Annotated in this window: 25 protein-coding genes and 1 riboswitch; of the genes, 16 read left to right on the forward strand and 9 right to left on the reverse strand. The window is 62.0% G+C overall.

Annotated features, from left to right (window positions below; translation table 11 throughout):
• Nucleotides 1-84 precede the first annotated feature (84 nt).
• Nucleotides 85-642, reverse strand: a complete 558-nt coding sequence (locus AC1L6K_RS01520; protein WP_480950991.1) for a nucleotide exchange factor GrpE — start codon at nt 640-642, stop codon at nt 85-87.
• Between the two features lie 2 nt (nt 643-644).
• Complete coding sequence (dnaK, locus tag AC1L6K_RS01525; protein WP_480950992.1) at nt 645-2519, reverse strand: molecular chaperone DnaK; 1875 nt, start codon at nt 2517-2519, stop codon at nt 645-647.
• Nucleotides 2520-2828: 309 nt separating this feature from the next.
• On the opposite strand from dnaK, the gene AC1L6K_RS01530 reads away from it, so the two are divergent.
• The 6 genes from AC1L6K_RS01530 (at nt 2829) to pabB (ending at nt 8210) form a co-directional block, all read left to right on the forward strand.
• Nucleotides 2829-3686, forward strand: coding sequence for a methyltransferase domain-containing protein (locus AC1L6K_RS01530; RefSeq protein WP_480950993.1), 858 nt, complete (start codon nt 2829-2831; stop codon nt 3684-3686).
• A 48-nt stretch (nt 3687-3734) separates the two neighbouring features.
• Nucleotides 3735-4355 (forward strand): LysE family transporter, encoded by a 621-nt coding sequence (locus AC1L6K_RS01535; protein ID WP_480950994.1) that lies wholly within the window; start codon nt 3735-3737, stop codon nt 4353-4355.
• Nucleotides 4356-4481: 126 nt separating this feature from the next.
• Nucleotides 4482-4946 (forward strand): hypothetical protein, encoded by a 465-nt coding sequence (locus AC1L6K_RS01540; RefSeq protein WP_480950995.1) that lies wholly within the window; start codon nt 4482-4484, stop codon nt 4944-4946.
• 90 nt (nt 4947-5036) lie between these two features.
• On the forward strand, nt 5037-5402 hold the full coding sequence (locus tag AC1L6K_RS01545; protein ID WP_480950996.1) for a hypothetical protein: 366 nt from the start codon (nt 5037-5039) through the stop codon (nt 5400-5402).
• An 84-nt stretch (nt 5403-5486) separates the two neighbouring features.
• Complete coding sequence (locus tag AC1L6K_RS01550; RefSeq protein WP_480950997.1) at nt 5487-5990, forward strand: low molecular weight protein-tyrosine-phosphatase; 504 nt, start codon at nt 5487-5489, stop codon at nt 5988-5990.
• Nucleotides 5991-6044: 54 nt separating this feature from the next.
• Nucleotides 6045-8210, forward strand: a complete 2166-nt coding sequence (gene pabB / locus AC1L6K_RS01555; protein ID WP_480950998.1) for an aminodeoxychorismate synthase component I — start codon at nt 6045-6047, stop codon at nt 8208-8210.
• 116 nt (nt 8211-8326) lie between these two features.
• Here pabB and cls read toward each other — a convergent pair whose 3' ends face one another.
• The gene (cls, locus tag AC1L6K_RS01560; RefSeq protein WP_480950999.1) at nt 8327-9805 is read right to left on the reverse strand and encodes a cardiolipin synthase; all 1479 of its coding nucleotides are present in this window, start codon (nt 9803-9805) and stop codon (nt 8327-8329) included.
• Nucleotides 9806-9995: 190 nt separating this feature from the next.
• Nucleotides 9996-10511 carry a hypothetical protein gene (locus AC1L6K_RS01565; RefSeq protein ID WP_480951000.1) on the reverse strand — a complete coding sequence of 172 codons (516 nt, stop codon included), beginning with the start codon at nt 10509-10511 and terminating at the stop codon, nt 9996-9998.
• Between the two features lie 445 nt (nt 10512-10956).
• Here AC1L6K_RS01565 and AC1L6K_RS01570 point away from each other — a divergent pair, with 445 nt between their 5' ends.
• From AC1L6K_RS01570 to AC1L6K_RS01595, 6 genes are all read left to right on the forward strand, one after another.
• Nucleotides 10957-11499, forward strand: a complete 543-nt coding sequence (locus AC1L6K_RS01570) for a transposase (protein WP_480951001.1) — start codon at nt 10957-10959, stop codon at nt 11497-11499.
• 734 nt (nt 11500-12233) lie between these two features.
• A complete protein-coding gene (locus AC1L6K_RS01575) occupies nt 12234-12704 on the forward strand; it encodes a hypothetical protein (RefSeq protein WP_480951002.1) in 471 nt (156 codons plus the stop codon).
• A 577-nt stretch (nt 12705-13281) separates the two neighbouring features.
• Complete coding sequence (locus AC1L6K_RS01580) at nt 13282-13632, forward strand: hypothetical protein (protein WP_480951003.1); 351 nt, start codon at nt 13282-13284, stop codon at nt 13630-13632.
• A gap of 55 nt (nt 13633-13687) precedes the next feature.
• Nucleotides 13688-13960: a hypothetical protein gene (locus AC1L6K_RS01585; protein ID WP_480951004.1), complete on the forward strand. Its 273-nt coding sequence runs from the start codon at nt 13688-13690 to the stop codon at nt 13958-13960.
• A gap of 60 nt (nt 13961-14020) precedes the next feature.
• A complete protein-coding gene (locus tag AC1L6K_RS01590) occupies nt 14021-14632 on the forward strand; it encodes an HdeD family acid-resistance protein (RefSeq protein ID WP_480951005.1) in 612 nt (203 codons plus the stop codon).
• Between the two features lie 9 nt (nt 14633-14641).
• Nucleotides 14642-15592: an aminodeoxychorismate lyase gene (locus AC1L6K_RS01595; RefSeq protein WP_480951006.1), complete on the forward strand. Its 951-nt coding sequence runs from the start codon at nt 14642-14644 to the stop codon at nt 15590-15592.
• Here AC1L6K_RS01595 and AC1L6K_RS01600 read toward each other — a convergent pair.
• The 3 genes from AC1L6K_RS01600 to AC1L6K_RS01610 all read right to left on the reverse strand — a co-directional run bounded on the left by AC1L6K_RS01600 (nt 15555) and on the right by AC1L6K_RS01610 (nt 20183).
• Nucleotides 15555-16205: a Pr6Pr family membrane protein gene (locus tag AC1L6K_RS01600; protein ID WP_480951007.1), complete on the reverse strand. Its 651-nt coding sequence runs from the start codon at nt 16203-16205 to the stop codon at nt 15555-15557. The genes AC1L6K_RS01595 and AC1L6K_RS01600 overlap by 38 nt on opposite strands.
• A gap of 95 nt (nt 16206-16300) precedes the next feature.
• Nucleotides 16301-17587, reverse strand: a complete 1287-nt coding sequence (locus AC1L6K_RS01605; protein ID WP_480951008.1) for an alpha/beta hydrolase — start codon at nt 17585-17587, stop codon at nt 16301-16303.
• 82 nt (nt 17588-17669) lie between these two features.
• Nucleotides 17670-20183 carry a bifunctional lysylphosphatidylglycerol flippase/synthetase MprF gene (locus tag AC1L6K_RS01610; protein WP_480951009.1) on the reverse strand — a complete coding sequence of 838 codons (2514 nt, stop codon included), beginning with the start codon at nt 20181-20183 and terminating at the stop codon, nt 17670-17672.
• A gap of 251 nt (nt 20184-20434) precedes the next feature.
• On the opposite strand from AC1L6K_RS01610, the gene AC1L6K_RS01615 reads away from it, so the two are divergent.
• The 4 genes from AC1L6K_RS01615 to AC1L6K_RS01630 all read left to right on the forward strand — a co-directional run bounded on the left by AC1L6K_RS01615 (nt 20435) and on the right by AC1L6K_RS01630 (nt 24188).
• Nucleotides 20435-21856 carry an alanine--tRNA ligase-related protein gene (locus tag AC1L6K_RS01615; protein WP_480951010.1) on the forward strand — a complete coding sequence of 474 codons (1422 nt, stop codon included), beginning with the start codon at nt 20435-20437 and terminating at the stop codon, nt 21854-21856.
• A 137-nt stretch (nt 21857-21993) separates the two neighbouring features.
• Nucleotides 21994-22114, forward strand: a riboswitch (SAM riboswitch).
• Nucleotides 22115-22218: 104 nt separating this feature from the next.
• Nucleotides 22219-22479: a DUF1737 domain-containing protein gene (locus AC1L6K_RS01620; RefSeq protein WP_480951011.1), complete on the forward strand. Its 261-nt coding sequence runs from the start codon at nt 22219-22221 to the stop codon at nt 22477-22479.
• Nucleotides 22476-22868 (forward strand): rhodanese-like domain-containing protein, encoded by a 393-nt coding sequence (locus tag AC1L6K_RS01625; protein ID WP_480951012.1) that lies wholly within the window; start codon nt 22476-22478, stop codon nt 22866-22868. Before AC1L6K_RS01620 ends, AC1L6K_RS01625 begins: the two co-directional genes overlap by 4 nt.
• Before the next feature lie 108 nt (nt 22869-22976).
• Entirely contained in the window at nt 22977-24188 is a 1212-nt protein-coding gene (locus AC1L6K_RS01630) for an O-succinylhomoserine sulfhydrylase (RefSeq protein ID WP_480951013.1), read from the forward strand.
• Here the strand turns inward: AC1L6K_RS01630 and AC1L6K_RS01635 are convergent.
• Complete coding sequence (locus AC1L6K_RS01635) at nt 24181-24636, reverse strand: hypothetical protein (RefSeq protein ID WP_480951014.1); 456 nt, start codon at nt 24634-24636, stop codon at nt 24181-24183. The genes AC1L6K_RS01630 and AC1L6K_RS01635 overlap by 8 nt on opposite strands.
• A 132-nt stretch (nt 24637-24768) precedes the next feature.
• The gene (locus AC1L6K_RS01640; protein ID WP_480951015.1) at nt 24769-26301 is read right to left on the reverse strand and encodes a UDP-N-acetylglucosamine 1-carboxyvinyltransferase; all 1533 of its coding nucleotides are present in this window, start codon (nt 26299-26301) and stop codon (nt 24769-24771) included.
• Nucleotides 26302-26340: the final 39 nt, after the last annotated feature.

Raw genomic sequence — 26340 nt, forward strand, 5'->3', positions numbered from 1 at the left:
TTGGTGGGAAATGCTTCTGCTGGCCGGGCCTGTCAACACCCGGAGGTGTCGACAAGCCCGGCCAGCGGAAGTGGTGCTGTGTTGCTACTCCGGCACGGCCACGATTACTTGTGCGGCGCGCAGGATGCGATCTCCGGACTTGTAACCGCTGCGCAGCACCTGACTGACGGTGTCAATCTCAATGTCTGCGCCCGGCTGCTGGATGAGCGCCTCGTGGACGGTTGGATCAAACGCAACGCCGGTGGCGTCAATCTTTTCCAAACCATACGTTGTCAACACAGTTTCCAACTTTGCGGCGATGGCCGCAAACGGGCCATCCACCAAGTCGCCGTGTGCACGTGCCGCCTCGATGTCGTCCATGACGGGCAGAACCGAGTTGAGCACGCCAATGACGGCCATCTGGCCGGCAACTGCCCGGTCCCGCTCAACACGCTTGCGGTAATTGACATACTCGGCCTGCAAGCGAAGAAGGTCGTTCTTCAGCTCGGCGGCGTCGTCTGCCACTGCTCCCTGCGCCACGGAGTCCTCGGCCGGAACCTCAACACCGTTGAGGATCTCTTCGGCCTGAGACAGGGCGTCGGGTGCTTCGCCTTCTGGGATTCCGTCGGCCGGAACCTCTTCGGGGTTTGTGGACTCAGACATGCTTACTTCTTCTCGTCTGCGTCTTCGTCGATGATTTCGGCATCAACGATGTCTTCCTCGGCGCCGGCTTCGGCGGACTCGGCACCCTCCGTGGGAGCTCCGGCGTCGGCCGTTGCACCCTCAGCCTGGGCTGCGGCGTAGATGGCCTCACCCAGGGTGGACTGCGAAGCCTGCAGCTTCTCAAATGCGGCCTTCACGGCTGCATCGTCGTCGCCGGCAAGGGCGGTCTTGAGCGCGGTGACGTCTTCCTTGACGGGGTTCTTGACCTCGTCGGAAAGCTTGTCATCGTTGTCGGCCAGAACCTTGTCCACCGAGTAGTGCAGCTGCTCTGCGGAGTTGCGCAGATCTGCTGCCTCGCGGCGTTCCTTGTCCTCGGCTGCGTGCTCTTCGGCTTCGCGAACCATGCGCTCAATGTCATCCTTGGACAGCGAGGAGCCGCCCGTGATGGTCATTGACTGCTCAACACCGGTGCCCTTGTCCTTGGCGGACACGTGCACGATGCCGTTGGCGTCGATGTCGAAGGTGACCTCAACCTGCGGGACGCCGCGCGGTGCCGGAGCAATGCCGGTCAGCTCGAACGTGCCCAGCGGCTTGTTGTCGCGGGTGAACTGACGCTCGCCCTGGAAGACCTGGATGGCCACTGACGGCTGGTTGTCATCAGCTGTCGTGAAGGTCTCGGAACGCTTGGTCGGGATGGCCGTGTTGCGCTCGATCAGGTTGGTCATCACACCGCCCTTGGTTTCGATGCCCAGGGACAGCGGGGTGACGTCGATGAGCAGCACGTCCTTGCGCTCACCCTTCAGGACACCGGCCTGCAGTGCGGCACCAACGGCCACAACCTCATCCGGGTTGACGCCCTTGTTGGGCTCCTTGCCGCCGGCCAATTCCTTGACCAGTTCGACGACGGCGGGCATGCGGGTGGAGCCACCAACCAAAACGATGTGGTCGATGTCGGAAACCTTGATGCCGGCTTCCTTGATGACGTCGTTGAACGGCTTCTTGGTGCGCTCGAGCAGGTCCTTGGTCAGGTCCTGGAGCTTGGCGCGGGTCAGCTGCTCGTCCAGGTGGACCGGGCCGTCAGCGGTTACGGAAAGGTACTGCAGGGAGATGTTGGTGCTGGAAGCCGAGGAGAGTTCCTTCTTGGCCTGCTCGGCAGCTTCCTTCAGGCGCTGCAGGGCGATCTTGTCCTTGGACAGGTCGATGCCCTTGACCTTGAGCTGGTTCAGCAGGAAGTCAACGATGCGCTGGTCCCAGTCGTCGCCGCCGAGGCGGTTGTCACCGTAGGTGGCGCGCACCTGGATGGTGGAGAAGTCGTCTTCGTCCTTGCCAACTTCAAGCAGGGAAACGTCGAACGTTCCGCCACCGAGGTCGAATACGAGGATGAGTTCGTCTTCCTTGCCCTTGTCCAGGCCGTAGGCCAAGGCGGCAGCCGTGGGCTCGTTGACAATGCGCAGCACGTTCAGGCCCGCGATTTCGCCGGCCTCCTTCGTGGCCTGGCGCTCGGCGTCGTTGAAGTAGGCCGGGACGGTGATGACAGCGTCGGTGACCTTCTCGCCCAGGTAGGCTTCGGCGTCGTTCTTGAGCTTCATCAAGGTGCGGGCGGAGATTTCCTGCGCCGTGTACTTCTTGTCGTCGATCGCGACGTTCCAGTCGGTGCCCATGTGGCGCTTGACGGAGGCGATGGTGCGGTCAATGTTGTTGACGGCCTGGCGCTTGGCGATTTCGCCGACCAGAACTTCGCCGCTCTTGGAGAAAGCAACAATCGACGGGGTGGTGCGGCCGCCTTCAGCGTTGGCGATGACGGTGGGCTCGCCACCTTCGAGGACGGATACAACAGAGTTGGTGGTTCCGAGGTCAATACCTACGGCACGTGACATAAGTGGTTCCTTTCATGGGCCGCTGCGTGAACAAGTCCGTCGCCAGGGTGGCACCGGGTCGCCCAACCAGCGGTATTGAGCGTTCTGCACTCAACTTTACTCAGACTCGCATTCATGTCAAATGAAGTTGAGCGTAGTCGGCTCAACTTTCACTTTAGGCGAACAAGCACGACGCCGGATGGCCAGCTTTGTGCCCCGAGCCACCTTGGCTCGGTGCGCCGGTTTACGATCGCAACATGCGCTGGCATCGGCTGCCCGCCATGCGGGACACTCTGGCATGGGCGGGCTGCCGGGCGTACGCTCCCATTTATGAGCGAGCAATCCAGCCCCAGCCAGCAGCACGACCCACACCCGGCAGGCAAACCCCAGGGCGATGTGTACACGCACGGCCACCATGAGAGCGTGCTGCGCTCGCACGCGTCGCGGACGGCGAAAAACTCTGCCGCCTACTTGATTCCGCATCTCACCCACGGGCTGCGTGTGCTGGATGTCGGTTCCGGACCCGGCACCATCACAGCGGATTTTGCCCGGCTGGTGGCGCCCGGGGAAGTCATTGGGCTGGACAGGGCACCGGAGGTCGTGGCGGGCGCCACTGCTTTGGCCAGTGAAGCGCATCTGAGCAACCTCAGCTTTGACACCGGCGACATCTACAACCTCGATTTCCCCGCTGACAGCTTTGATGTGGTGCATGCCCACCAGGTCCTGCAACACCTGACAGATCCTGTTGCCGCCCTGAAGGAAATGCGGCGGGTGGCAAAACCGGGCGGTTTGGTGGCCGCGCGGGACGCGGACTTTCATGCCATGTCCTGGTATCCGCAATTGCCCGAGCTGGACGAGTGGATGGCCCTGTACCAGCAGGTGGCCCGCCACAACCAGGCCGAACCGGACGCCGGGCGGCGGCTGCTGCACTGGGCACAGGCTGCCGGATTTTCCGAGGTGAGTGCGTCGAGCGCCAACTGGCTGTACGCAACGGAGGATCAGCGTGCATGGCTCGCCGGGGTCTGGGCCGAGAGGACAGTGGGCTCGGCGTTTGCCGAACAAGCCGTTTCCTATGGCTTCGCCGATGCGGCCGCCTTGACACGCATCGCGGCCGGATGGCGGACGTGGGGCGCCAGCACCGACGGGTGGTTCCTCATGCCAAACGGTGAAATCATGGCCAGGGCCTAAGCGGCGGGAGGGCATTTTGTCGCTGTAAAGTCGCTGTAAACTTGGCGGGTGCAGTTCTCCCTTTGGCTGGCCCTTGCGGGCGCCGGCGCCATGATCAGCCTGACCCCGGGCGCAGGCGCCATCAACACCATGTCCAACGCGCTGACCGCAGGTTTCCGCCGCTCCTTCTGGGGCATTCTGGGCCAGCAGCTGGCGTTGGTGGTGCACGTGGTCATTGTTGCCGCCGGCGTGGGCATCATCGTCTCCAGCTCCCCGTTCCTGTTCCTGCTGATCCGTTACGTGGGTGCCGCCTACCTGGTGTACCTGGGCATCCGGAAGCTGCTGGCCAAAGCTGGGACGGACGACGACGGGGACGCACCCGCCGCTGTTGAGCACGGCTTTTCGATGTTCCGCCGCGGGCTGTGGGTCAACCTCCTGAACCCCAAGGCCATCGTGTTCTTCCTGGCGTTCATGCCCCAATTCATCCGGCCGGCTGATCCGCTCCTGCCCCAGTACGTGGTCCTGACTGCCACCGTGGTGGTCATTGACATCATCGTCATGTGGTTCATCTTTGCCGCCGGCGCCAAACAGCTCAAACACCTGACAAGCAGCGAGCGCGGGCAGCTGATCCTGAACCGCATTTTCGGCATCATGTTCATCGCCGTGGGCGTGCTGCTGGCATTGGTTTAACCCCGACTGCCGCTTTTGCCTGCCAAATGGACGGCTGTTCCTCCACAGGCGGGTCAACAGGCCGTTGACTGCACATTTCAGCGGACGGTGCTAACAATCCCCCCGCGCTGTCCGTAGCGTGTGAGCATGATTCTTCAAGCAGGTTTTGACCTCACACAACTGGCACAGCCACTCATCCGGCGGCATGGCAAAAACAGGAACAGACTCGTGCTCATTCAAGCGACCCGGGACCTCGAACTGGTCGGAGTCGGCATCCTGACCAAGCATTTCAGTGGCACCTTGGCACCTCACCTGGAGAAGATCCTGGACTGCCTCTACCCGGAATACACAAAGTTCTTTGCCATTGCGCACCCCGGCTCTCAGGCCCCTGGCGGCGTCCCGGACATGGACTTGATGGATGAGTCAGATGTCCTCCGAGATCGCGCAGCAACCAAGGGCTTTCATCTGATTGGCCATGTCCTCTTCTTTGACGACAGCTGGCAGTCAATGGGCGGAAACCACTACTTTGAACAGTACCGTCATGATTCCATCGGGCTGCCGTCCACCATGGACCACTGGAACCGGGCTGTCGATAGTGGCGGTGACACTTGAACGCCATCGAACACTGGCCCTCCTGACAGTTCGGTGGGCTGTTCCCCTTGCGGGTCCGCCGTGGACCGCCCGGGAATTTATACTTCTTCCATGAGCAATCAATGGTTCCAGCAGCCTCACCCGGACCGGGACGCCCCGATCCGATACCCGGCAACCCGGTTGCGCCCGGAGGATCTCCCCAAGGAGCCCTTCAGCTACATGGGTTCACAAAGGAGCATCCGAAGCCCGCTGGGGCAGGTCGTCTTCGCCTCATTCATATTTCTAATGGCAGCGTTCCTGTTTGTCATGGTCCTGATGGACAGCGCACGGACCGGCCAGCCTGGCCTGGCGGTTCTGGCCGTTGTCCTGCTGCTTGTGTTCGGCGGGCTGGGCACCGCAGCCCTGATCATTGGCGTCAAGCGCATGCGCTGGCAGCGCGAGTACATTCGAATCGCGGGCCAGCGCCCGTGGGGCTGAGCTGCGCACACGGCGGCGCACGGGCATTGCATGCCGGGCCGGACACCATCCGGCGGCCCCCGCTCCCGCCGATAGACTGACTAAATGAACACTTCATACCGGATCATTACCGTTTGCACCGGCAATATCTGCCGCTCCCCCATGGCTGAATTCATGGTGGCAGCCGCCGCCGACGGTGCCGGCATGGACGTGGAAGTTGATTCCGCAGGAACGTCGGCGTGGGAGGTGGGCAATCCGTTGGACCCCCGCGCCGCAACCACGCTCAAGCACCACGGCATTGCCGCTGCAAACCACGCGGCGCGCACGTTCGATCCAGCCTGGTTTGCCGAACGGGACCTCATCCTGGCCCTGGACACCGACCACTATGACGCCCTCCAGGCGCTGGCGCCCACCCCGGAAGCCGCCGGCAAGGTCCGGATGCTGCGTTCCTTTGACCCGGCAGTGGCCAACGCAAGCCGGGACGAGCAAGGCATTTACGACCCCTGGTTCGGCGACGCCAAGGACTTCCAGGTCAGCTGGGAGTTGATTTCCGCGGCCATTCCCGGCATCCTGGCGCACGCCGCTGAACACGGTCACGCACGTGGCTGATCCCCAGCCGCTCGGCTGCGGACCCCACAGCGGGGCCCCCGGAATTGTGGGCCCATGCAACGCCCTGTGATCATCGCCGTCGACGGCCGATCCGGTGCCGGAAAGACCACCGTCGCCGTGGAGTTGGCGGCCCTGCTGCGACGCCACCGCCCCGTGTCGCTCTTTCACCTCGAGGACATCTACCCCGGCTGGGACGGCCTGGCCGGTGGCGTGGAGCGCTACATCAACTCGGTCCTGGAACCCCTCAGCGAAGGCCTGCCCGCCACGTGGACCGCCTGGGACTGGGATGCCAGGAACGACGGCGACTCCCGGACCACCGCCGTTGCCCCGGTCGTGATCGTGGAGGGCGTGGGGTCCACCCATGGACGGGCCGCCGGGTTTGTGGATGCCGTAATTTGGGTCGACGCCCCCACCCAGTCCCGCAAGCAACGCGCCTTGGCACGGGACGGCGAAACGTACGCGCCATATTGGGATATTTGGGCAGCACAGGAAGAACACCTCCTGGCCGGGGAGGCCTCCGCCGAGCATGCAGACATTCTGGTGGACGGCACGCATGGTGTTGCCAACGCGCCGGAGCGTGTCCTTGACGCCCTCACCCAGCTGCCCGCACTGGAACACGTGCTCGGACCGGAGCTGGCCAGGCGCCGCGGATTGGAATTTTCCGTCGTCCGCCTTGACGGGCTGCCGCCGGCCGCCGCACTCTTCGACGCCCTCCATGGTGCTGCGGTCAATGCCGTGTGGCTCGACAGTTCGATCACCGAAACCGCCACCGGGACCTCGAATGCTGCCACCGATTCAGCTGTAGGAAAGCTGCAGGGTGCCCGGGCCAGGTTCTCCATCATGGCCGACAATTCAGGCTGTTTTGGGCAGGTGGCCCGCCACCGCAACGGCATCACCTCGGTGACCGCCGGCCAGGTCACCACCCGCATCCGGGGCCCGTTCTTCCGCTGGCTTGATTCCGTGTGGGGGCGCAAGGCAGTGCGGGCGCCCGAGCATTACCCCGGCGATTTCACACTGGGTTGGCTGGGTTATCTGGGCTACGAGCTCAAGTCCGAAACCGGCGGCGCAGCAATGGCAGCCGCTTCCCCTGCCCGGGGACCCGGGGCTGTCCCGGGCGGAGTCCTGCCGGCCGTGCCCGACGCGGCACTGCTCTTTGCCGGCCGCGCAGTGGTCCTGGACCACCGGGAGAACTGCCTTTTCGTGCTGACGCTGGCGGGCACCCAGCATCCATCGTCCGGCCCGGAAGCTGCCGAATTTCTCACGGCGGTCCGCACAGCGCATGCCGCCGCCGAAGCCGGGCGGGGCACCCCGCCCGGCCATCCGGCGTCGGACCTCACCGGCAGCATTCCCAAGGGAAAGCCAACACCTCTGTTCATGGCGCGGGACGGCGAGCGACGGTACAAGGCGATGATCGCGGCTGCGCAGGCCCAGATCCACGACGGCAACTCCTACGAGATTTGCCTGACGACCCAGCTGGAAGCGCACACGCCGCACAGGATGGACCCCTGGACCACATACCAGGCGCTGCGCCGGCGCAGCCCCGCGCCGTTTGCCGCGTTCCTGCGCCTCGGTGAGTTGAGTGTTTGCAGCACGTCGCCCGAACGTTTCCTGCGCATTGACTCGGAGGGATGGATGCGGGCCGAGCCGATCAAGGGCACCCGACGCCGCGATTCCGACCCCGCCGTGGACGCCGCACTGAAGACGGATTTGGCCACGTCGTTGAAGGACCGGGCCGAAAATGTGATGATCGTGGACCTGTTGCGCAACGACCTGTCGCGCTTTGCCCTGCCGCACACCTTGACCGTCCCGCGGCTGTGCGCCATTGAAAGCTACGCCACGGTGCACCAGCTTGTCAGCACCATTGAGGCGCAGCTGGCGCCGGGCAGTTCGCGCGCGCAGGCCGTGGCGGCGGCCTTCCCTGCCGGGTCCATGACAGGCGCCCCCAAGATCAGCACCATGGCGATTCTCGACGCCCTCGAGGCCGGCCCCCGCGGGATCTACTCGGGCGCCATCGGCTACTTTTCCCTCAATGCCGCCCTGGATCTGTCGGTCGTGATCCGCACGCTGGTCCTGCAGGACATGCACGACGGCGGCACGCACCTTGCGCTGGGGGTCGGCGGCGCCATCACGGCGGACTCCGAGGACGAGGCGGAATGGCAGGAGATCCAGGCCAAGGCTTACGGGGTCCTGTCCACGCTGGGCGCTGAATTCCCGGACTGAGCCGCGGAGGCGGCCGGTGGTGCCCGGAGCGGGGATGGATTTTCGAAGGGAGGAACGACCGAAGGAAATCTTACTGCCCGCGAGGGAACCACGGGCCGTCGGCCTGCGGGGCAGTTTTACTGCAGTGTCGCAGTCAGGCGGGCCACGTTGTCGACGTAGCGGGCCAGGACCGGCCGGTTGACCCAGTCTTCCAGCTTCAGTTCGCGGGAGATGGACCGGTAGTGGTCTTCGACGGCGTGCATCTGCAGGACCACGTCACGGTCGATCATCATGACAGTCACTTCAAGGTTCAGGGAGAAGCTGCGCATGTCCATGTTGGATGAGCCAATAATGGCAACTTCGGTGTCCACAGTGAAGTGCTTGGCGTGCAGCACCATGGGCTTGGGGTAAAGGTAGATCCGCACCCCGGCCTTCATCAGCGCTTCGTAGTAGGACCGCTGGGCGTGGTGGACGAGGAACTGGTCACCCTTCTCGGAAACGAACAGCTCCACAACCACCCCACGCTGGGCGGCGGTGGTGATGGCGTAGAGCAGGGAGTCGTCGGGGACGAAATAGGGGCTGGAGATGGTGATGCATTCCTCCGCCGAGTACAGCAGCGTGTTGAACAGGCGCAGGTTGTTCTCGGTGACAAACCCGGGCCCGCTGGGCACCACCTGGCACAGCGAACCGCCCGAAAACGAATCCCAGTGGTAAGTGGCCAGCTGCGACTCAAGTGACTCTTCGGTTTCTGATGACCAGTCGGTGGCGAACATGACGTTCAAGGTGCCGACGATGGGACCTTCAAGACGAGTCATCAGTTCAACCCATTGGCGGCCAATTTTGTGGTTCGCCTTTTTGCGGTAGGACGGTTCGATAATGTTTTGCGAGCCCGTGAAGCCAATCCGCCCGTCGACCACGAGAATTTTTCGGTGGTTACGCAGGTCCGGCCTGCGCCACTGGCCCTTCACGGGCAGCAGCGGCAGCATGCGCCGCCACTGGATCTGGCTTGCCTTGAGCCGGCGGATCATGCCACGGTAGCCGGGCACCCGCAAGGAGCCAATGTGGTCAAAGAGCACCCGCACCCGCACACCGCGTTCGGCCGCAGCTTCCAGTTCCCTGAACAGCCTGTCGGTGCTTTCGTCCGAACTCATGATGTAAAACTCGGCGTTGACATAGTCCTTGGCCCGGCTGACTTCGTCGGCCATGGCGTCCAAGGACTCCTGGTAGCCCTCGATGAGCTGGACTGAATTGCCACCCAGAGCGGGGAAGAAGCCCAGATTTTGGTTTAGTTCCATCGCCGACTTCACCCAGGCAGGGCCCTCATAAGCGTCCACCAGTGAAGCGATGCCTTTGGTGCCCTCGACAATGCGCTGGTTGACAGCGTCCTGGTTCTCCCGCCGCCGCCGGGAGAGCCGAAAATTACCGAACATGAGAAACAAGACCAGACCGACGTAGGGAAGGAAGAAAATGCACAGCAGCCAAGCCATGGCGGTGGTGGGGCGGCGGTTTCCGGGGATGATGCCGAGCACGGCAATGCGGATGCCCAGGTCCACCAGCATTATGAGCACGGAAACCCATGAATCGGAGGTTGGCAGGCTGAACGCCGTCCAGATCATGCAGGTCTCCTTATGTCAGTATCCACGCAGCAACGGTATCAATGCCGTGTCAGCCGCAATGCCCTGGCAGCGTCATGGCCGCCGGCGTCGCAGCATTCGTCCACCTATTTCCCAGCGCGGGTGACAACATCCTAACCGCACTTGGTGCAGGAGCAGTTGTTCCATTGCCCGACGAGACATGCAGAAGCGATTAGGTCCCGTCGACCCCAAACGCGGAGAGGTGGAAATTGACTCCTGAGGGGACTTCGACCTGGATAAAGTCTGGAACCGTGCCCGGTTTGGATGAGTCATGCGGAGCAGTCGTGTAACTGTTTATCATGGGCCCTCCGCAGGAACCGCCGGAGGTTTCGGCGAGGTTGGGGTCAGTGTTGTTTCCGAGCGTGACCTTGTAGCTGGATTCGCTGTCGCAGATTAACACCACCATCACGGCTTCTTGCGCCTCAGCATTCGAAAGTACGAATTTGTCCGTCTGACTTCCCTTTTCGTTGAGTAGCAACTTGCCCATTTGGGAGGGAGCAGCTGCAAGTTCGGGATACTGCCTCCAAAAGTCGACGACGCTCGTTAGCGGTGAAAAGGGAGAATCGCGGCTCGTCGCGGGGGCTGATGTCGCAAGCGAACTGGACGAGCTGGGTGCCGTGTCGCTCGAAATTTCCTTGGCCGGAGTGCTGCAACCAGCGAGAGCCAATGCCGCCACTAATAAAATCACGGACGGGACCTTGTGATTCACCATCAGATAGCCCCCTGCCGCAGGTCACCGGTCGTCACATTGATGGACAAATTTCCTTCTTTCCTTCGGGATGCGCCGCCCACAGCGGAATGAGAAAATTTCCGCGGGCCTTCGAATAGCTTTTTGTCAACGAGCCGGCTGGCTTGGAGTGTCGATCGGTGACGTGAGATCGGACCGTTCGTTTCCTGCTCACGCCACCGACAGGTACTCCGTAGAGTTCCTGCAGAGCGAACAACTGTTGCTGCCGCACTTCTAACAAGCGTGTACAGGAATTGGTCCGCACACCAACTTTTGGTGCAAAATCTATCCATACGAACAGTCACGTCCCATCCCTTTGGACAGTCCCGTCAGCCGGCCTGGAACGGTTCAGCTTCAACTTGTACGGAGGTAAAACTCTTTGGAGACTTCCAGTCGAGTCAAGGTCTTGCGCCAAGTTCATTGCCGGGCACAGTCCAGGCCCAGCCCAGGCCCCGATTATCGACTCTCCTCATGGCCGGCGGGGATGCCGGTCATCGTTCGTAAGGAGATTCCGCACGTGGGTGCCCAGATGCTGATCACTGACATCGACGGGCAACGGTACACAGCGATCGCACCGAACCAGGAACATGGCCAGCTCGCTGATCTGGACGTCAGCCACCGGCTCATGGCACGCTGTGAAGTCCGGATCCGCAACGCAAAAGACAGCGGTTTCGCGAACCTGCCCTTCAAGTCCTTCACCGCCAAGAAGTTGTGGTGCCATGTCCTCATGATGGCCACCGAGGTCATGGCCTGGACCCAGATGATCGGGTTCAAAGATACGAAAGCCAGATGCTGGGAACCAAAGAAGCTCCGGGGCAGGCTCTTTGAAATCGGCGGGAAACTCGCCAAGCGCGCCCGCCAAACAGCCCTGCACCTGGCCTCCACTGCACCAGAGATACAACTGCTGCTTCAACGAGTGAAACGGATCGCGGTGCTAAACCCGCCATAAAAGGGTGCCAGCCGACCGTCCGCACTCACCCAGAGAAGCAAAAACCCAACACCATCGTGACCGGTGTGGAACCAGTCACCGACAACCGCCCCACCGGTCAGCGGTCGGAATGTCACATCCAAGTGCCACAATAAGAACCATCAGGCAGCCGGTCAGCCCTGGTCCAGCGATATCCCCGCGTCATGAAAGTCAGAGGCGTGGTGCCCTCGGATAAGATGCGGAAACTTCGCGCGATTAGTTGATTATTCGGATGATAATCGGCGCTGCATGGATTGCACGGCGCAGTGGCAATAAGTGCATCGAAGACTTGAGCTCGCTCAGATAGGTTCTCCTCGTCAATACCGACAGTGGTCCTTTTAGGTGGCGGTTCTGGAGCAAGTGGTGCCGCTATTAGATCGGCGGCACGATTCCCGCGCCGGTTCATGATGACATGGCGGGAACGTCCCGATGACAGGAGAGTGCCGCGTCAGCATCTGTGGGAACCGGAGGGACGATGCTCCGCCTGTCGTCCGACGCTACCCGTGGTCTACGTCGCTGTCGCGCGGGCCGTAATTGCTGGCCGCTGCGGAGTCATCAATATATTTCGAACAGACTCTTCTCCTATTGATGGAGGATGATTTCACATATGAAATAATAAAACAAGGCAAAATAGTAAGTATTTACTTGACCTCTCCAATTGACCTAGCTAAGGTTGATTTGTGGGGAAAATAACGAGAACCCAAAAGAACATCCAATTGATTACTGCTTCTATTCTATTAGCAACCGGGCTAACGGCCTGCACATCTGAAGCAGGCCCCAATGACACCGGTACTTCCGCGTCGTCAAATTCTTCTGCGAGTGCTGAAGATTCCGCTGTGGCTGAAACTTTGTTCAAATACCAATCCAAACACCTGAGCTCGAATTCATCCTCAATAATAATTGCGCAGAAAACTGGGACTGAATCAGTAGTGGTGCCACTTGATGCAAAGTCAGGAAAGCCAATTGAGGTGTCGGTGACATTCAATTGCTTTGGAACGGGTTCTGTTAATATTAAAACGTCAGGTGGTGCCGATGAATTTACTGATGGCAATTGCGTTCCTGAAGAGAATTTAATGCCTGCCCTATATGATGTGAAGTTCAAAACGGCACTGGACCCAGCATCTAGCAACATCAATATTGTCACTAGCGGACAAGTGACATATTTTGTTACGGTCTCGAAGAAGTAGGGAGTATACGGATGAAAAGAATATTCAGCACAACAGCAGCGGTAGTTCTTATTGCTGCTGGAAGCTTTGCGCTACCTGCGGGCGCTCAGGCGGATGACGCGCCAAACGGTGATATTTCGACGCAGAGTCTATGCGATGGTGGCGCCACTTCGGATGTGCGCCAAGGGGGTATAACGCGAGCTTACGTTCCGGGGTCACTACACTTGGGCGGATCCCCAGGTCAGTCTGTCAAAATTACTGCCGGCCAGAGTTCCACCGCCACTGCGACAATCGGAGGTTCTGTAGCCGTCAACTTGGGACATGCGATTGCGTCGGTCAAGGCTGAGGTGAACGCTTCTGCTTCGGAGGCCAATACAGTCAGCGCTTCTTACGAAGTCTCAGGAGTGATCCCAGACCAAGGTGGCTACATTGAGTTGGGATCGGACGGATATTCCGTGGACTACAATCAAGATTTTGAAAACCACAATTGCGTCGCCTCCACACTCCATGGGAATGCCCTAGTGCCCACCAACAATGCATACGGATACGCCAGCTGGACGGGCTTCGTTTAACCGGCTGCGGGACCATCCTGACGGAAATGCTGAAGGCCTCGGGCCTGGCCACTGGGTTGGCCGAGGTTTATGGAATGGTCGCCTCGGATCCCACGATCAGCCGCTTGTTCAAGGTCCTGGCCACCGCGCAACCGTCCAAAGTGTTGGTAGCGATCAACAAGGCCCGAGCCGCAGCCGGGGCGCACGTGTGGGAACGGGTAGGTGAAGACTCGCCCATGCACTGCGCCAGCAGGAAGAACCCCTTAGTCATCGACCTCGACTTCCACCCGCTGTGTTCCTACCTTGACCACGGAATCTTCGGCACCGGCGAGCCTTTGGCCACCCTGTTGCGGCCCGGCGACGCCGGTTCGAACACGGTCGCCGACCACATCCAGTAAAGTCAAGGACTCCATCAAGCAGTTGCCGAAAGGGTGGCTGTCCGGGCAGAAGATCATGATCCGCACCGAGTCTGCCGGTGGCACGCATGGCTTCCTGGACTGGCTCACCGAAAAGCGCCGAGACTTCTCCTACTCCGTCAGATTTACTATCAGCGAGGCTGTTGCCAAGGCGCTGCCGCTGATCCCCAAGAAGGCGTTGAACCGGGCCTACGACAGCGACGTCACACGCCACTCCCAGACACAGCCGACGGCTACACTGGGCCGTGCATCAACGACAGCAAATCGGCAAATAGCCTGCGACGTCCAGCCAAGCTTTGGCGTCGGATGATTCACTTTTTCACCAGCCCCTCATTGATTTCCACTTCCAACTGCAGAAGGAAAACTCGCCATGAGCAGCACCGGCAGCCCCCGCGCAACGATCGACGTTTTTGCCTTGGACCCGCACAAGCTCACCAGACAGGCCGTCAAGGGCCTGCGCATCGCGTTCGCGGCCAGCGGCGCCGTCGCCGTGGTTCTCGGCCTTGTTCTTCTTCTCTGGCCCACCAAGACCCTTGCCGTTGTGGCGGTATTCCTGGGTATCAATTTCCTCATCGCCGGCGGGGTGAAGGTTGCGGTGGGCATTTTCAGCCACAGCCTCTCGACCGGGATGCGCATCCTGGACGTCCTGTTGGGCCTGCTGGTCATGGTGGCGGGCATCATTGCGCTGCGGAACTCCGTCGCGACCGGCGAGGCGCTGCTGATCTTCACCGTCATCATGATCGGCATTGGATGGATTTTCGAGGGCATCATCGCCATGGCTGAAGCCGGCAGGGGCCCAACCCGTGTCTGGGCCGTCGTGTTCGGCGCCATCAGCGTCATTGCGGGCATCATGGTGCTGGTGGTCCCCGTGTGGACGGCCCAGTGGCTGCTGCTTATGACGGCCATCATGCTCATCGTGCTGGGCATTGTCGGCCTGGTCCGGGCATTCACTTTTGGCAAGCAGATGGTGCCGGCCAGCTAAACTCCAAGCATGACAGTTTTGGTATTTCTGGACCCCGCCCACCCCGCAGGCCGCCTGGCCGACGCCGCCGCCCCCACCATTTTGGCCACGGACCAGGGCGTCACGCGGGGGGACGGGATCTTTGAATCCCTGCTCGCCGTCAACGGCGTCCCACGCAAAATCCAGGCGCACCTTGACCGCTTGTCCGTCTCCGCCCACACGATGGACCTGGCGATTCCCGCCGCAGACGTTTGGCATGCCGCGATTACGACGGCGCTCACGGCCTACGCTCCCGCCCCGCCCCAGGATTCCGGCCCGGCGGGCGCCCCCACCGCGGGAACAACAGCTTCGGCTGCGGACAACCAAGCCGTTGTAAAGCTGATAGCCACGCGCGGCCCCGAAGGCGCCAACACCCCCACAGCATGGGTGCAGGTCTCACCTGTTTCACCGGCATTGGCCAAACAGCGGGCCAAGGGTCTTGCCGTGATCCTGTTGGAGCGCGGCTACGACAGCGACCTTGCCGCCCGCGCGCCGTGGCTCCTGATGGGCGCCAAAACCCTCTCCTATGCCGTCAACATGGCAGCCCTGCGCCACGCACACGATCAGGGCGCCGACGACGTGATCTTCACCAGCGGCGACCAGCTCGTCTTGGAGGGGCCGACGTCGTCGGTGCTTTTGGCGCACATCTCCGACGATTCCGGCGTGCCGGTCAAGCGGCTCATCACCCCCCACCTGGACACGGGCATCCTGCCCGGCACCACCCAGGGTGCGTTGTTTGCCGCGGCCAAGGCGGCCGGCTGGGAGTTGGGCTATGGCCCCGTCACACCCGCGGATTTGCTGGATGCCGACGCTGTGTGGCTGATTTCCAGCCTGCGGCTGCTGGCCCCGGTGAACACGATCGACGGTCAGGAAGTCGGCACGGCTGCCGTCCGCGCCGAGCTGACTAGCGAGCTCGCTGCCCTGCTGGCACAGACGCTTTAGCGGCCCGGCGGCCCAGCTTGTTGCCCAACACCATCATCAGCGCCGTCATCGCCACGAATCCCACGGCGATGATGAGGCAGGTCAGCAACACCGCACCGTAACCGCCGTTGGACGGGTTCAGGAACGGGTAGGCGTACCAGTTGATGGCCGCCCCGCGAATCAGCGAATAGGCCAGATACGCGAGGGGGAAGGCCACGGCAACGCCCAGACGCTTCAACCCAATGGTGTGCCGGGGCGGGAAGATGAGCCAGTCGGCCACGATGGCCACGGGCATCACGTAGTGCAGCCAGGTGTTGATCCAGGGCAGCAGCGCACCCAGGTCCACGTCGCGCAGCAGTGCGTTGAAAACGATGCCCACCAAGGCCATGCACACCACCGAGATGCAGCGCAGCAGCGCCCAACCCGGGCCAAGGTCCTTCCCGCGCCAAGTCAGCACCGACTCGATGACGAGCACGACGGCGGCGAAAATGTTGGAGAGGTTCGTAAAGTAGCTGAAGAAGTTCAGCACGCTGAAGCCGTGGCCAATGTGGATGCCGAGCTGGATGCTGACGGCGATGAGCGCCACCGCCCCAAAGCCGAAGCGGACGGCGGCAAAGGTGCGTCGAAGGGTCATGGATTCATACTGCCACGGCCTGCCGGGCAACATGCGACTGCTGCCAATTGTGAACTCCGGCGCCATGCCTTGGGGTTTGTTGCCCCATGGGCATGTCAGCGGCTCAACCCAAGCCGCGGATACAGGATCTCAAAACCCTTTTCCAGTCCCCCGTTCAGCGCGGCGATGCCATGTCCGCCATTGGGCACCTCATAGTAGCTGACGTCCATTCCGGCCGCCTTGGCCGCCGCGGAGACTTTTTTGGCCGCTGCCACGTAAACCGAATCGTCGGACCCGGCCGTAAAGATCGCGGTGAGGTCGCTGTAATGGCGCTTGGCCATAATGTTTATCGGCATTTGTGCATCGTAGGCAGCCTGGTCGCCGTTGAAAACCGTGGCCAAGTTGTCGCCAGGAGTCTCTGCACCGGGATATTCCTCACCGGAGATGTCCAGAATATTGCCAAAGACATCGGGGTGCTTTGCCCCCAGTGAAATGGCGCACTGGCCGCCATTTGAATAACCTGCAATGGTCCAAAATTTGGGATGCTGCATGACTCCAAGTTTTTGCCTCACGAAACCCACCACGTCATCCATGATGTAACTTTCAACATTGCCGTACACCTTGCTGTCCAGGCAGAGAGTGTCGATTTGGTCAGGACCAATTTGATCGGCAACCACCACAATGGGTGCCAGCCCGTCATGTTCGGCAGCGTATTTGTCCAAGACGGCGCCGATGTATTGAGGTTCAGGGTTGCCCGGCTGGCCCATCAGCATGATGACAATGGGCAGTGTCGGCGGATTTGCGGTCCTTGCCGCCGGTGGCAGGTAAATCCCCGCCGGCCGGGCGTTGAATCCGGACTTTGTGTTGGGAATTTCCTGGATCCCCTGCTGCCCTGTTGCCGGCATGCCGGCCGGCGCCTTCCAGCGCTGCCACAGCGGCACACTTTCATCCGTCTTTTTGTCTTTGTCGTTGTCCGGCAGCACCACGTCGTCTCCGGTGGAAATGCCCAGCACCGCAGCAATGGTCTGGTTCAAGCCAATTTCGGCGTTGATGCCGATGCCGGCTGCCAGCAGGAAGACGGGGACGGATACCGCAGCAATCCATTTGCGCCAGCGCGGGGTCTGCCAAAAGTTCACCACCGCCAGCCCCACGGCCGCACAGGCGGCCACGAACCATAATTTCATGCTGGTCGTGATGGGAATGTCCACCAGCTGCAGGATGTCAATGGCGAGCCAGGCGACCACCAGGCCAAGCACCGCCCCCGCAGCAACACCGGCCAAGGCCTTCATGGTCCATTTCGCCGAGGGTCTCAGGAACAAGATGACAAAGAGAATGCAGGCCACCGCGGCTGCTGAGTAAACCACGGCATCGGTGCTGATGTCGGCGGTTAATATCGCATTCATGGTGTTTGGCTCCTTTCAGTGCGGTCCGTCCCCGCGCAGCCCCTGGTGATTGTTCCCTGGAGGGACCATCACCGGCGGGCAGCTACTTGGCCGGTTCCTTGATGGCCATCTGGCGTAAAAATTCTGCGCTTTGGCGGGCGGACAGTCCCGGCAGGTACGCTGCTGTGATGGCCAGGCCAATGGCGGGCAGGGCGAGCGGGTCCTGGTAGTACATGTAGAGGGTGCGGTGTTCCGGCTGGAACCGGGATTTGAAGGCCGCCAGTGATTTGAAGCCGTACATGGGCTCCAGGACATTGCCCAACATGCCCAGGATCTTCTCGATGACGGACTGCTCGCCGTCGGTGCCGCTGCCGCCGGTGTTGGCCAGCGGTGAGCCCGACAACGAGATCATGGGAACCTCCTTCTTGAAGTGGTTTGCGGCGGACGCTATGAGGAACTCCATGACGCCCTTGAAACCGTCGGTGCGCCGCCTCATGAAGTCCAAGGTCCAACCGGTGATTTCCTGGTCGGTGAACACAGGCAGCCAGCTGGTCACCCCATGGACCAGGCCGTCGTCGTCAACGGCAACGCAGCACAGCACCTGGTCATCCTTGAGTTCGTCGAGTCCACCCAGCGTGAATCCCATCTCCGGCAGGGATTTGTCTGACACCCATTCCTCGGAAATCTCCGCCAACTGGGCGCGCACGCCCGGCGGCATGGCCGAGTAGGCGTACCAGTAGTCCTTGATGCCCAGCTTGGCGGCCCGGTTCAGGGCGGTGCGGACGTTTTGCCATTCCTTGCCCTTGAACGTCATGGCCTCGATGTTCAACAGCGTCTCCTCAGCAACTTCCAGCCGCTCAAAGTGCAGGCCGTCCAATGCACTGCCAACCTCGGCGGGTGCTGAGTAAAAGCAGGGGATCAGGCCATTCTGCACGCAGTGCACCACGAAGTCCCGTGCGGCCGGTGCCTGCCCGTCCGCGGCACCAAAGGGGCCGGCTACGGTCAGGGCCACACCATTGTTGACCTGGTAGGCGACGGCGTTTTTCCCGTCCGCGCTGTACCAATACAGGTTGTTTTCCCACAGTGCCATCCAGGACAGCGATCCGCCGCCGAGTTGCAGGAGTTCGCGGATCCCTGCCCGGCTGTCCACGCCGCCCTCAATGCCGGCGCTTTGCTGGCGCAGGTTCCGGAATGCCAGGACACCAAAAACGAGCCAAATGACAGCGCCGCCAAAACCGTAGGTAAGAACTGTCATGAATCCCTGCGGGAGCACCACCACAAAGGGCAGGGGGAAGGGGATGAGGATGTGCGTGAACTGCCGGAGCAGGTCCAGCAGGCCCAGCCGCCCCAAATTCCCCTCAATAAACCACATGGCCGCAAACACGAGAACCACGGCAATGGCTGTTCCCACGGTGGCCCACAACAACTTCCTGGCGGTGCCCGTGACAGGGGCCACGGGGAACTTTCCGCGCTGCAGGACCAGCAACAGCGCAATGCCGGCGGGCACCACGGCGGCAGGCAGAATGTAGATGGCCAGAAAACCAGTGTCCGCATCGTCGGGATGAAATTCGGCCACCGCCAGGAACTGCACAAACGCCTCCAGGACCACCAGCGCCACAATCGCATTGATCACCACGGCCGTCCACATTGCCAACCGCCGTCCGCGGCGCAGCCCTTCGGAGCAAAGGAGCAACAGCAGCAGCGGAATAACGGACAGTACGACGGCGCCTGCGCTGCTGACGCCAACAAGCGACTGCAGGTTCATGCACGCAGCGTCCGCGTCACACAATTCACTGAGCTCGTCAGCATCCGGGCTCCCCTGCAGCATCAGGAGGGCCACCGTTGACAGGGGGCCCACCGAAAATTTGGCGGTAATCTGGGCCAGAAGCGGGCCCACGGCAAACACCCCGACGACTGTGGCCAGCAGGAAACGGGACTCCCGCAGGGATGGCCGGGTGAACAACCTGCCGGTGTGCACCCGCCGGCCCGTACCCAGCAGCCGCCCCGCCACGATGCCAAACAAGGCACCAAACAGCAGTTGCAGCGTCTCTGCGGTGCCCACGAAAAGTACGAACATCAACGAGAACGCCACCAGCCAGGTCCGAATGCGGTGGCGCCACAAGTTGTTCAGGGAAGCAGTGGCAGCCCCGAGCGCTGCCGCAGCGCCGCCAAAAGCGCCGAGGACATAGTTTCCACCGATGAAGCCAAGCCACGCGTCGTTGCCCGCGGTCCCCAGCACCACCAGGCCCGCAAGCGCCAGCGAGCTGACCACATGCCCCAACAGGAACATCAACACCGCCCGCCACGTGCCGATCGTCCGTTCGGCAATGCCAACGCCGATGGCGATGACAACGAAAAGCACGATCAGTCCCGGCCACGAACCAGCGAAGAAGGCACTCACCAGCAGTGTCCACCAGGTTGCCATCACGTCGTCCAGATTGATGCCGATCGCAGCCAGCACATCCTCGGACATGCCCCCGGTCAACGCACCCGTGGCTGCCGTTGCCACGACAACCAGCAACAGGAGCGCAGCCGTTGCCGGCGACTTCCGCAAAAACAAGACGGCTCCGGATAATTTCGACTTGGATTTGCTGGCAACAGCTGGTTCGCTGATCATCTCTTGTCCCTTGTCTCGTCGCCGGGATTTTGTGGATCCGTGGACTAATCCAATAAAAGCACAACGCCTGCCCCATAAACAGACCTGGACCGACGTTCCCCAAACACTGGCCACAGCCGGATCAACGTGGAAACATGGCATACACTCCCCTGAGCCGGCACGCCGCGTGCGGGAACACGGCGAAGACCGGCAGCGGATACCGCCCCACAATTCGTCGGGCCCTGCTTGCTGGAACCAGCGAAAGGAACCCAATGGCTGCCACCGCACCGTTGACAACCTCGGACATTCGTCGCCTCTTTCTGGAGCACCAGGCCGGATCCGGCCATGCGGTGCTGGAACGGGCCGAGCTGGTTCCCCGCAACGATCCCACCACGCTTTTCACAGGCAGCGGGATGCAGCCGTTGCTGCCGTATCTTTTGGGCGCCGACCATCCCTCGGGAAACAGGCTCGCGGACAGCCAGACCTGCCTGCGGTCCCAGGACATGGAGGAAGTTGGCGACAACCGGCACACCACATTCTTTGAAATGCTGGGCAATTGGAGTTTGGGGGCCTACTTCAAGGAAGAGCAGATCCCGGCGTTGTGGCACTTCCTGACCGTGGTGGTGGGACTGGACCCGGACCGCATCTTTGTCAGCGTGTTTGGCGGGGACCCGGACCGGGACATACCGCGCGACAACGAAAGCGCTGACATTTGGGAACGGCTCTTCCTCGCGGCCGGCGTCAGTGCCGACCGGGTGGACTTGGGTACGGAGGAACACGGCAACGCCGTGGGAAACCAGGGCGCACGCATTGCCTTTTATGGCGACAAAAACTGGTGGTCCCGTGGCGGATCCCCGGATGGAACGCCAATCGGTGATCCCTGCGGCCCGGACACGGAGGTGTTCTACTTTTTCCCCGATGTGAAGCATGACACCGCCTACGGCGCCTGTTCACACCAAAACTCCGATGGCGGACAGTTCCTGGAAATCGGCAACTCGGTGTTCATGGAATACCAGCACAAGAAGGAAGGATTCGTCAGACTGGCGCGGCACCAGGTTGACTTTGGCGGCGGGCTGGAAAGGATTGCCGCCGCGGCGATCGACAGTCCCGATGTCTTCAGGACCAGCCTGCTGTGGCCCCTGGTGGCGCGGCTGGAAGAACTGACGGGCACCTCCTACGAAGCACACCAGACAGAGTTGCGCATCATTGCCGACCATGCCCGCGGTGCAGTTTTCCTGGCCAATGACGGTGTGCGCCCAAGCAACAAGCTGCAGGGCTATGTCATGCGGCGCTTGCTGCGGCGGGCCATGCGGTTCGCCCACGGGCTGGGTGTGGAAAAGAACTTCCTGGGCGCTCTCGTGCCCGTGGTGGTGTCCATGTACGGGGATGCCTACCCCGAACTGGCCGACCGGCAGCAGGAGATCGAAACAGTCCTCAGCAAAGAGGAGCGCTCCTTCCGCCGCACCCTGGCCAAGGGGCTGCGGGAACTGCGGCACTTTTCCGCCGAGGGGCAGCTGGGCGGCCACGCCTTCTTTACCTTGTCGGACACCTACGGATTCCCGGTTGAACTCAGCCATGAAGAAGCCGTTTCCCAGGCCCTGGATGTGTCGCCGGTCTGGCGGGAGGAGTTTGACCTTCTCCTGTCCCAACAACGCGAACGCTCGCAAAAGACCGACACACTGGGGGTCAAATAGTTGAGTCGCGCGCCGGGGAGCTGATGGCCGGGCCCACGTCGGCAGGTGCTCAAGGGGCCTTGCTTCCGCGTCATCTTCCGCCACATTGGAGCCCGGATTTTCCCCGCCTCCATGTTTCCTGTGTTAGTTTGCAGAGGAGTAATGAGCGCCAGCGCCAAGCCCTGACTTGCTGGCCGGCAACCCTCTTTCCGGCGGGGTGCCTCAGGTGAATACTCGGCAAACCCAGCTTCCCACGGCTGATGTTTGCAAGCGTGAACCCCCTGCGGCACTTAAAGCAGGTTCTCCGGCATTGAGAACCGGGCTTTGCAGCACCGCCACCAGCTCCCGCTTGCAGTCTCGGCCACCTGCACTGAGGAGACACCATGTCCGCGGACGCATCCCCCTTGGCCTATCGGCTCATCACCGGCCCCGACGACCGCTCGTTCTGTGAGCGCATTTCTGCAGCCCTGGCGGAGGGTTATGTTTTGCATGGCGGGCCCGCTGTCACATTCAACGGCAGCAGCGTCACCTGCGCCCAGGCGGTCATCCTCCCGCAGGCTGTTGCCACAAGCGACGCCGCGGTGGCCACGGCCGCGGATGATCTCGATGCCCAGCTCGAGTTCGACGGCGAGGGCATCGCATGAGCTACGCAGGCGACCTGGCCCCCGCAGCGGCGTGGGACCACGTGGCGGCCGGGGCAGTCCTGCTTGATGTGCGCACCGAGGGTGAATGGGCGCACATCGGCGTCCCCGACATCTCCTCGCTGAACACTGAGCCCGTCTTCATTCAGTGGAATCTGGCCAACGGCACAAACAACCTGCGGTTCCTGGCCGAGCTGCAGGCCGTTGTGCCCGCCGACAAGGAGCTTGTGGTGCTGTGCCGTTCCGGGGCGCGCTCCATTGCCGCGGCCGAGGCCGCAACAGCAGCCGGCTACACGGCCTACAACGTCCTTGAAGGCTTCGAAGGCATACCCGACGGCTATGGCGACAGGGTCGTCAACGGGTGGAAAAACCGCAAACTGCCCTGGCACTGACCCAGCCACAAACATGGGCGGGCGAACAGCCGGACGCTTGGGCCGCCGTCGTACTTCACACGCGTGCCAGGCACACGAGACCATCAGCGAAAGCCAAGGGAACAGCAATTGAGCAACTTTAACGAGCACGCAGCCGTCTGGGCCGAAGACACCCAGGCCGTGCGCGGCGGACTTGACCGCACCCATTTCCAGGAAACTTCCGAAGCCCTCTTTTTGAACTCCGGCTTTGTGTATGACTCCGCCGAAGCCGCCGAGCAGGCATTCACGGGCGAGGTGGACCGCTTTGTCTATTCGCGCTACGGAAACCCGTCGGTCGCCACCTTCCAGGAACGGCTGCGGCTGCTGGAGGGCAAGGAGGCGTGCTTTGCGACGGCGTCTGGCATGTCCGCCGTGTTCACCGCGCTGGGTGCCTTGCTGGCTGCCGGGGACAGGGTGGTTGCCTCGCGCTCCTTGTTTGGTTCCTGCTTTGTCATCCTGAACGAACTGCTGCCCCGCTGGGGTGTTGAGACGGTGTTTGTTGACGGACCCGACCTGGCGCAATGGCGCGAGGCCCTGAGAGTGCCCACCACGGCAGTGTTTTTTGAGTCCCCGTCGAACCCGATGCAGGAAATCATTGACGTGCAGGCTGTGTGCGACCTCGCCCACGCCGCAGGTGCACAGGTGGTGGCGGACAACGTGTTCGCGACACCGCTGCTGCAGCGCTGCGGTGACTTTGGTGCCGACATTGTTGTGTACTCGGGCACCAAGCACATTGACGGGCAGGGCCGGGTGTTGGGCGGTGCCATCCTGGGCACGAAGGAGTTCATCGAGGGCCCCGTCAAGAATCTGATGCGCCATACAGGGCCCGCGTTGTCGGCGTTCAACGCCTGGGTGCTGACCAAGGGGCTGGAAACCATGAACCTGCGCGTGACGCATTCGTGCAACAGCGCACTGGCCCTGGGCGAGTTCCTGGAAGCCCAGCCGCAGGTCAGCCGCGTGCTGTACCCGCTTCTGCCCTCGCACCCGCAGCATGAGCTGGCGAAAAAGCAGATGAAAGCAGGCGGCACGGTGTTGACCTTTGAACTGGCGGAACCTGCCGGCGGGACCACCAAGGACGCGGCGTTTTCATTGTTGAATGCCCTCCAAATCATCGACATTTCAAACAACCTCGGCGACACCAAGTCGCTCATCACGCACCCGGCCACCACGACACACCGCGCCATGGGCCCGGATGCACGTGCCGCGATTGGGCTCTCCGACGGTTTCCTGCGCCTCTCAGTGGGCCTGGAGGATGTGGACGATTTGAAGACGGACCTGGGCAGGGCCCTGGCCGCTATTTAGTGAGCTTGCGCACCCATGCGGTGAAGCTGGCCACGTCGGAGCCGGACATGACGGCGGCTGGCGGCTCGCTCACGGGGACAACCATCAGTGCCAGCGCGTCAGCGGGGAATGCTGCCATCCATGTGCCAGCCTCGGAGGGCTTTCCGGCAGTTGCCGCCGCATCAACCCCTGCCGCGTTGCACAGGAAGAGACTCGAGTGGGCCCCCATCGGGTCGACGACATCGACCCGTTCATTGAGCAGCTCAAGAATTTCCGCGTGCAGCATGGTCACGGCGTGGGCGCCGGTCGTCAGCTGCACGCAGTGCATCAGCTTGGCGCCCTTGCGTCCGCGCGGCAGGTCCACATCGGTGGCCGTCAGCCCCGCCCCCTGCCACGGGATGCCGCCGTCCCGCGGGATGGTGGCGGGCGGAAGTGGGGCCGCGGTATCGCGTTTTGTCCAAGGAAACATGCTGCCGAGCCTACGCGGAATGTGCCCGCCGCGAAAAAGGACGGCGTTTGCGCAATCGGCGGGCGTCCGCGAACCCGCTTTAACCGCGAACGCCGTCCCTTTTCAATGGGGACGGCGCGGATGCGGGAACAGTCAGTCCTGGAAGTACTCGATCTCGGCGCCGATCGTGTTCAGGCGCTCGGCCAGATCTTCGTAGCCGCGCTCGATGACGTAGATGTTGCGCAGTTCGCTGGTGCCCTTGGCGGCGAGCATGGCCAGCAGGATGCAGGCAGCCGGGCGCAGCGCGGGTGGGCAGCCGATCTCGGCGGCACGCCAGGCTGTGGGGCCCTTGATGTCGATGCGGTGCGGATCCAGCAGCCGAACGCCGGCGCCGAGGCGGTTCAGCTCCGTCAGGTAGATGGCGCGGCCCTCATACACCCAGTCGTGGATGAGCGTGGTGCCCTCGGAGCAGGAAGCAATGACGGCGAAGAACGGCAGGTTGTCGATGTTCAGGCCCGGGAACGGCATGGGGTGGATCTTGTCCGGGGCGGCCTTCAACTCGGAGGGCAAGGTGGTGATGTCCACGAGCCGGGTCTGGCCGTTGCGGGCCATGTACTCGGCGGACTTGAGGTAGCGGAAGCCCATCTGCTCCAGCACCTTCAACTCAATTTCCATGAACTCGATGGGCACGCGCTTGACAGTCACCTTGGACCTGGTCACGATGCCGGCGGTGATCAGGGACATGGCCTCGATGGGGTCTTCGGAGGGCGCGTATTCAATGTCAACGTCGATGCGGGCCTTGCCGGTGATGGTCAGCGTCGTGGAGCCCACGCCCTCCACACGGATACCCAATCCCTGGAGGTAGAAGCACAGGTCCTGCACCATGTAGTTGGGGCTGGCGTTGCGGATGACGGTTGTGCTTTCGCGGTGCGCAGCGGCCATGATGGCGTTCTCGGTGACGGTGTCGCCGCGTTCCGTCAGCACAAAGGTCCTGTCCACGGTGTCGCTCAAGGGTGCCTGCACCTGGTAAAAACCGTCGTGGGCATTCACTGTGAGGCCAAACTCGCGCAGGGCCTGCATGTGCGGCTCCACGGTGCGCGTGCCAAGGTCGCAGCCGCCGGCGTAGGGGATGCGGTAGGGGTTTTCCTCGTCAAGGAGGGGGCCGAGCAGCATGATGACACTGCGGGTGCGCTTGGCTGCGGCAATGTCCATGGCGGCCAGGTCAAGCACCGCCGGGCGGCGGATCAAGAGGTCGGATTCGTCAAGCCAGGTGCACTCGACGCCGATGGACGTCAGCAGCTCCACGATGCGGTTGACTTCTTCAATGCGGGCCAGCCGGCGCAAGATGGTGGTTCCGCGGTTCAGCAGGCTCGCACAGAGCAGCGCGACGCCTGCGTTTTTGCTGGTGTTGACCTCAACGCTGCCGGAAAGTTCGCGGCCGCCGTGCACCCGCAGGTGCGTGACGGCGTTCTTGGCCGCAGCGCCCACGCTGAAGAGGTTGGCTTCGAGCAGCGCTTCCATCCGCTGGATCATCTTCAGGCTCAGGTTTTGTTTGCCTTGTTCCATCCGGGCGACTGCGCTTTGGCTTGTTCCCAAATGGGTGGCCAATTCGCCCTGGGTCCAGCCTTTTTCATTGCGTGCATCTCGCACCAATACGCCAACGGTTTCTGCAGCAACTTGAGTCATAAGACTTTTATATCACAGGATGCATATTTCCTGGCACTT

Source organism: Specibacter sp. BI4, from assembly GCF_056680095.1.

Coding starts and splice junctions, on each gene's coding strand:
- cls (WP_480950999.1), bottom strand. CDS start 9,805: ATGATCTGGACGGCGTTCAGCCTGCCAACCTCCGATTCATGGGTTTCC.
- AC1L6K_RS01550 (WP_480950997.1), top strand. CDS start 5,487: ATGAACACTTCATACCGGATCATTACCGTTTGCACCGGCAATATCTGC.
- AC1L6K_RS01585 (WP_480951004.1), top strand. CDS start 13,688: ATGATCCGCACCGAGTCTGCCGGTGGCACGCATGGCTTCCTGGACTGG.
- AC1L6K_RS01590 (WP_480951005.1), top strand. CDS start 14,021: ATGAGCAGCACCGGCAGCCCCCGCGCAACGATCGACGTTTTTGCCTTG.
- AC1L6K_RS01640 (WP_480951015.1), bottom strand. CDS start 26,301: ATGACTCAAGTTGCTGCAGAAACCGTTGGCGTATTGGTGCGAGATGCA.
- AC1L6K_RS01530 (WP_480950993.1), top strand. CDS start 2,829: ATGAGCGAGCAATCCAGCCCCAGCCAGCAGCACGACCCACACCCGGCA.
- AC1L6K_RS01545 (WP_480950996.1), top strand. CDS start 5,037: ATGAGCAATCAATGGTTCCAGCAGCCTCACCCGGACCGGGACGCCCCG.
- AC1L6K_RS01595 (WP_480951006.1), top strand. CDS start 14,642: ATGACAGTTTTGGTATTTCTGGACCCCGCCCACCCCGCAGGCCGCCTG.
- AC1L6K_RS01600 (WP_480951007.1), bottom strand. CDS start 16,205: ATGACCCTTCGACGCACCTTTGCCGCCGTCCGCTTCGGCTTTGGGGCG.
- AC1L6K_RS01610 (WP_480951009.1), bottom strand. CDS start 20,183: ATGATCAGCGAACCAGCTGTTGCCAGCAAATCCAAGTCGAAATTATCC.
- dnaK (WP_480950992.1), bottom strand. CDS start 2,519: ATGTCACGTGCCGTAGGTATTGACCTCGGAACCACCAACTCTGTTGTA.
- AC1L6K_RS01635 (WP_480951014.1), bottom strand. CDS start 24,636: ATGTTTCCTTGGACAAAACGCGATACCGCGGCCCCACTTCCGCCCGCC.
- AC1L6K_RS01620 (WP_480951011.1), top strand. CDS start 22,219: ATGTCCGCGGACGCATCCCCCTTGGCCTATCGGCTCATCACCGGCCCC.
- AC1L6K_RS01605 (WP_480951008.1), bottom strand. CDS start 17,587: ATGAATGCGATATTAACCGCCGACATCAGCACCGATGCCGTGGTTTAC.
- AC1L6K_RS01520 (WP_480950991.1), bottom strand. CDS start 642: ATGTCTGAGTCCACAAACCCCGAAGAGGTTCCGGCCGACGGAATCCCA.
- AC1L6K_RS01615 (WP_480951010.1), top strand. CDS start 20,435: ATGGCTGCCACCGCACCGTTGACAACCTCGGACATTCGTCGCCTCTTT.
- AC1L6K_RS01625 (WP_480951012.1), top strand. CDS start 22,476: ATGAGCTACGCAGGCGACCTGGCCCCCGCAGCGGCGTGGGACCACGTG.
- AC1L6K_RS01540 (WP_480950995.1), top strand. CDS start 4,482: ATGATTCTTCAAGCAGGTTTTGACCTCACACAACTGGCACAGCCACTC.
- pabB (WP_480950998.1), top strand. CDS start 6,045: ATGCAACGCCCTGTGATCATCGCCGTCGACGGCCGATCCGGTGCCGGA.
- AC1L6K_RS01580 (WP_480951003.1), top strand. CDS start 13,282: ATGCTGAAGGCCTCGGGCCTGGCCACTGGGTTGGCCGAGGTTTATGGA.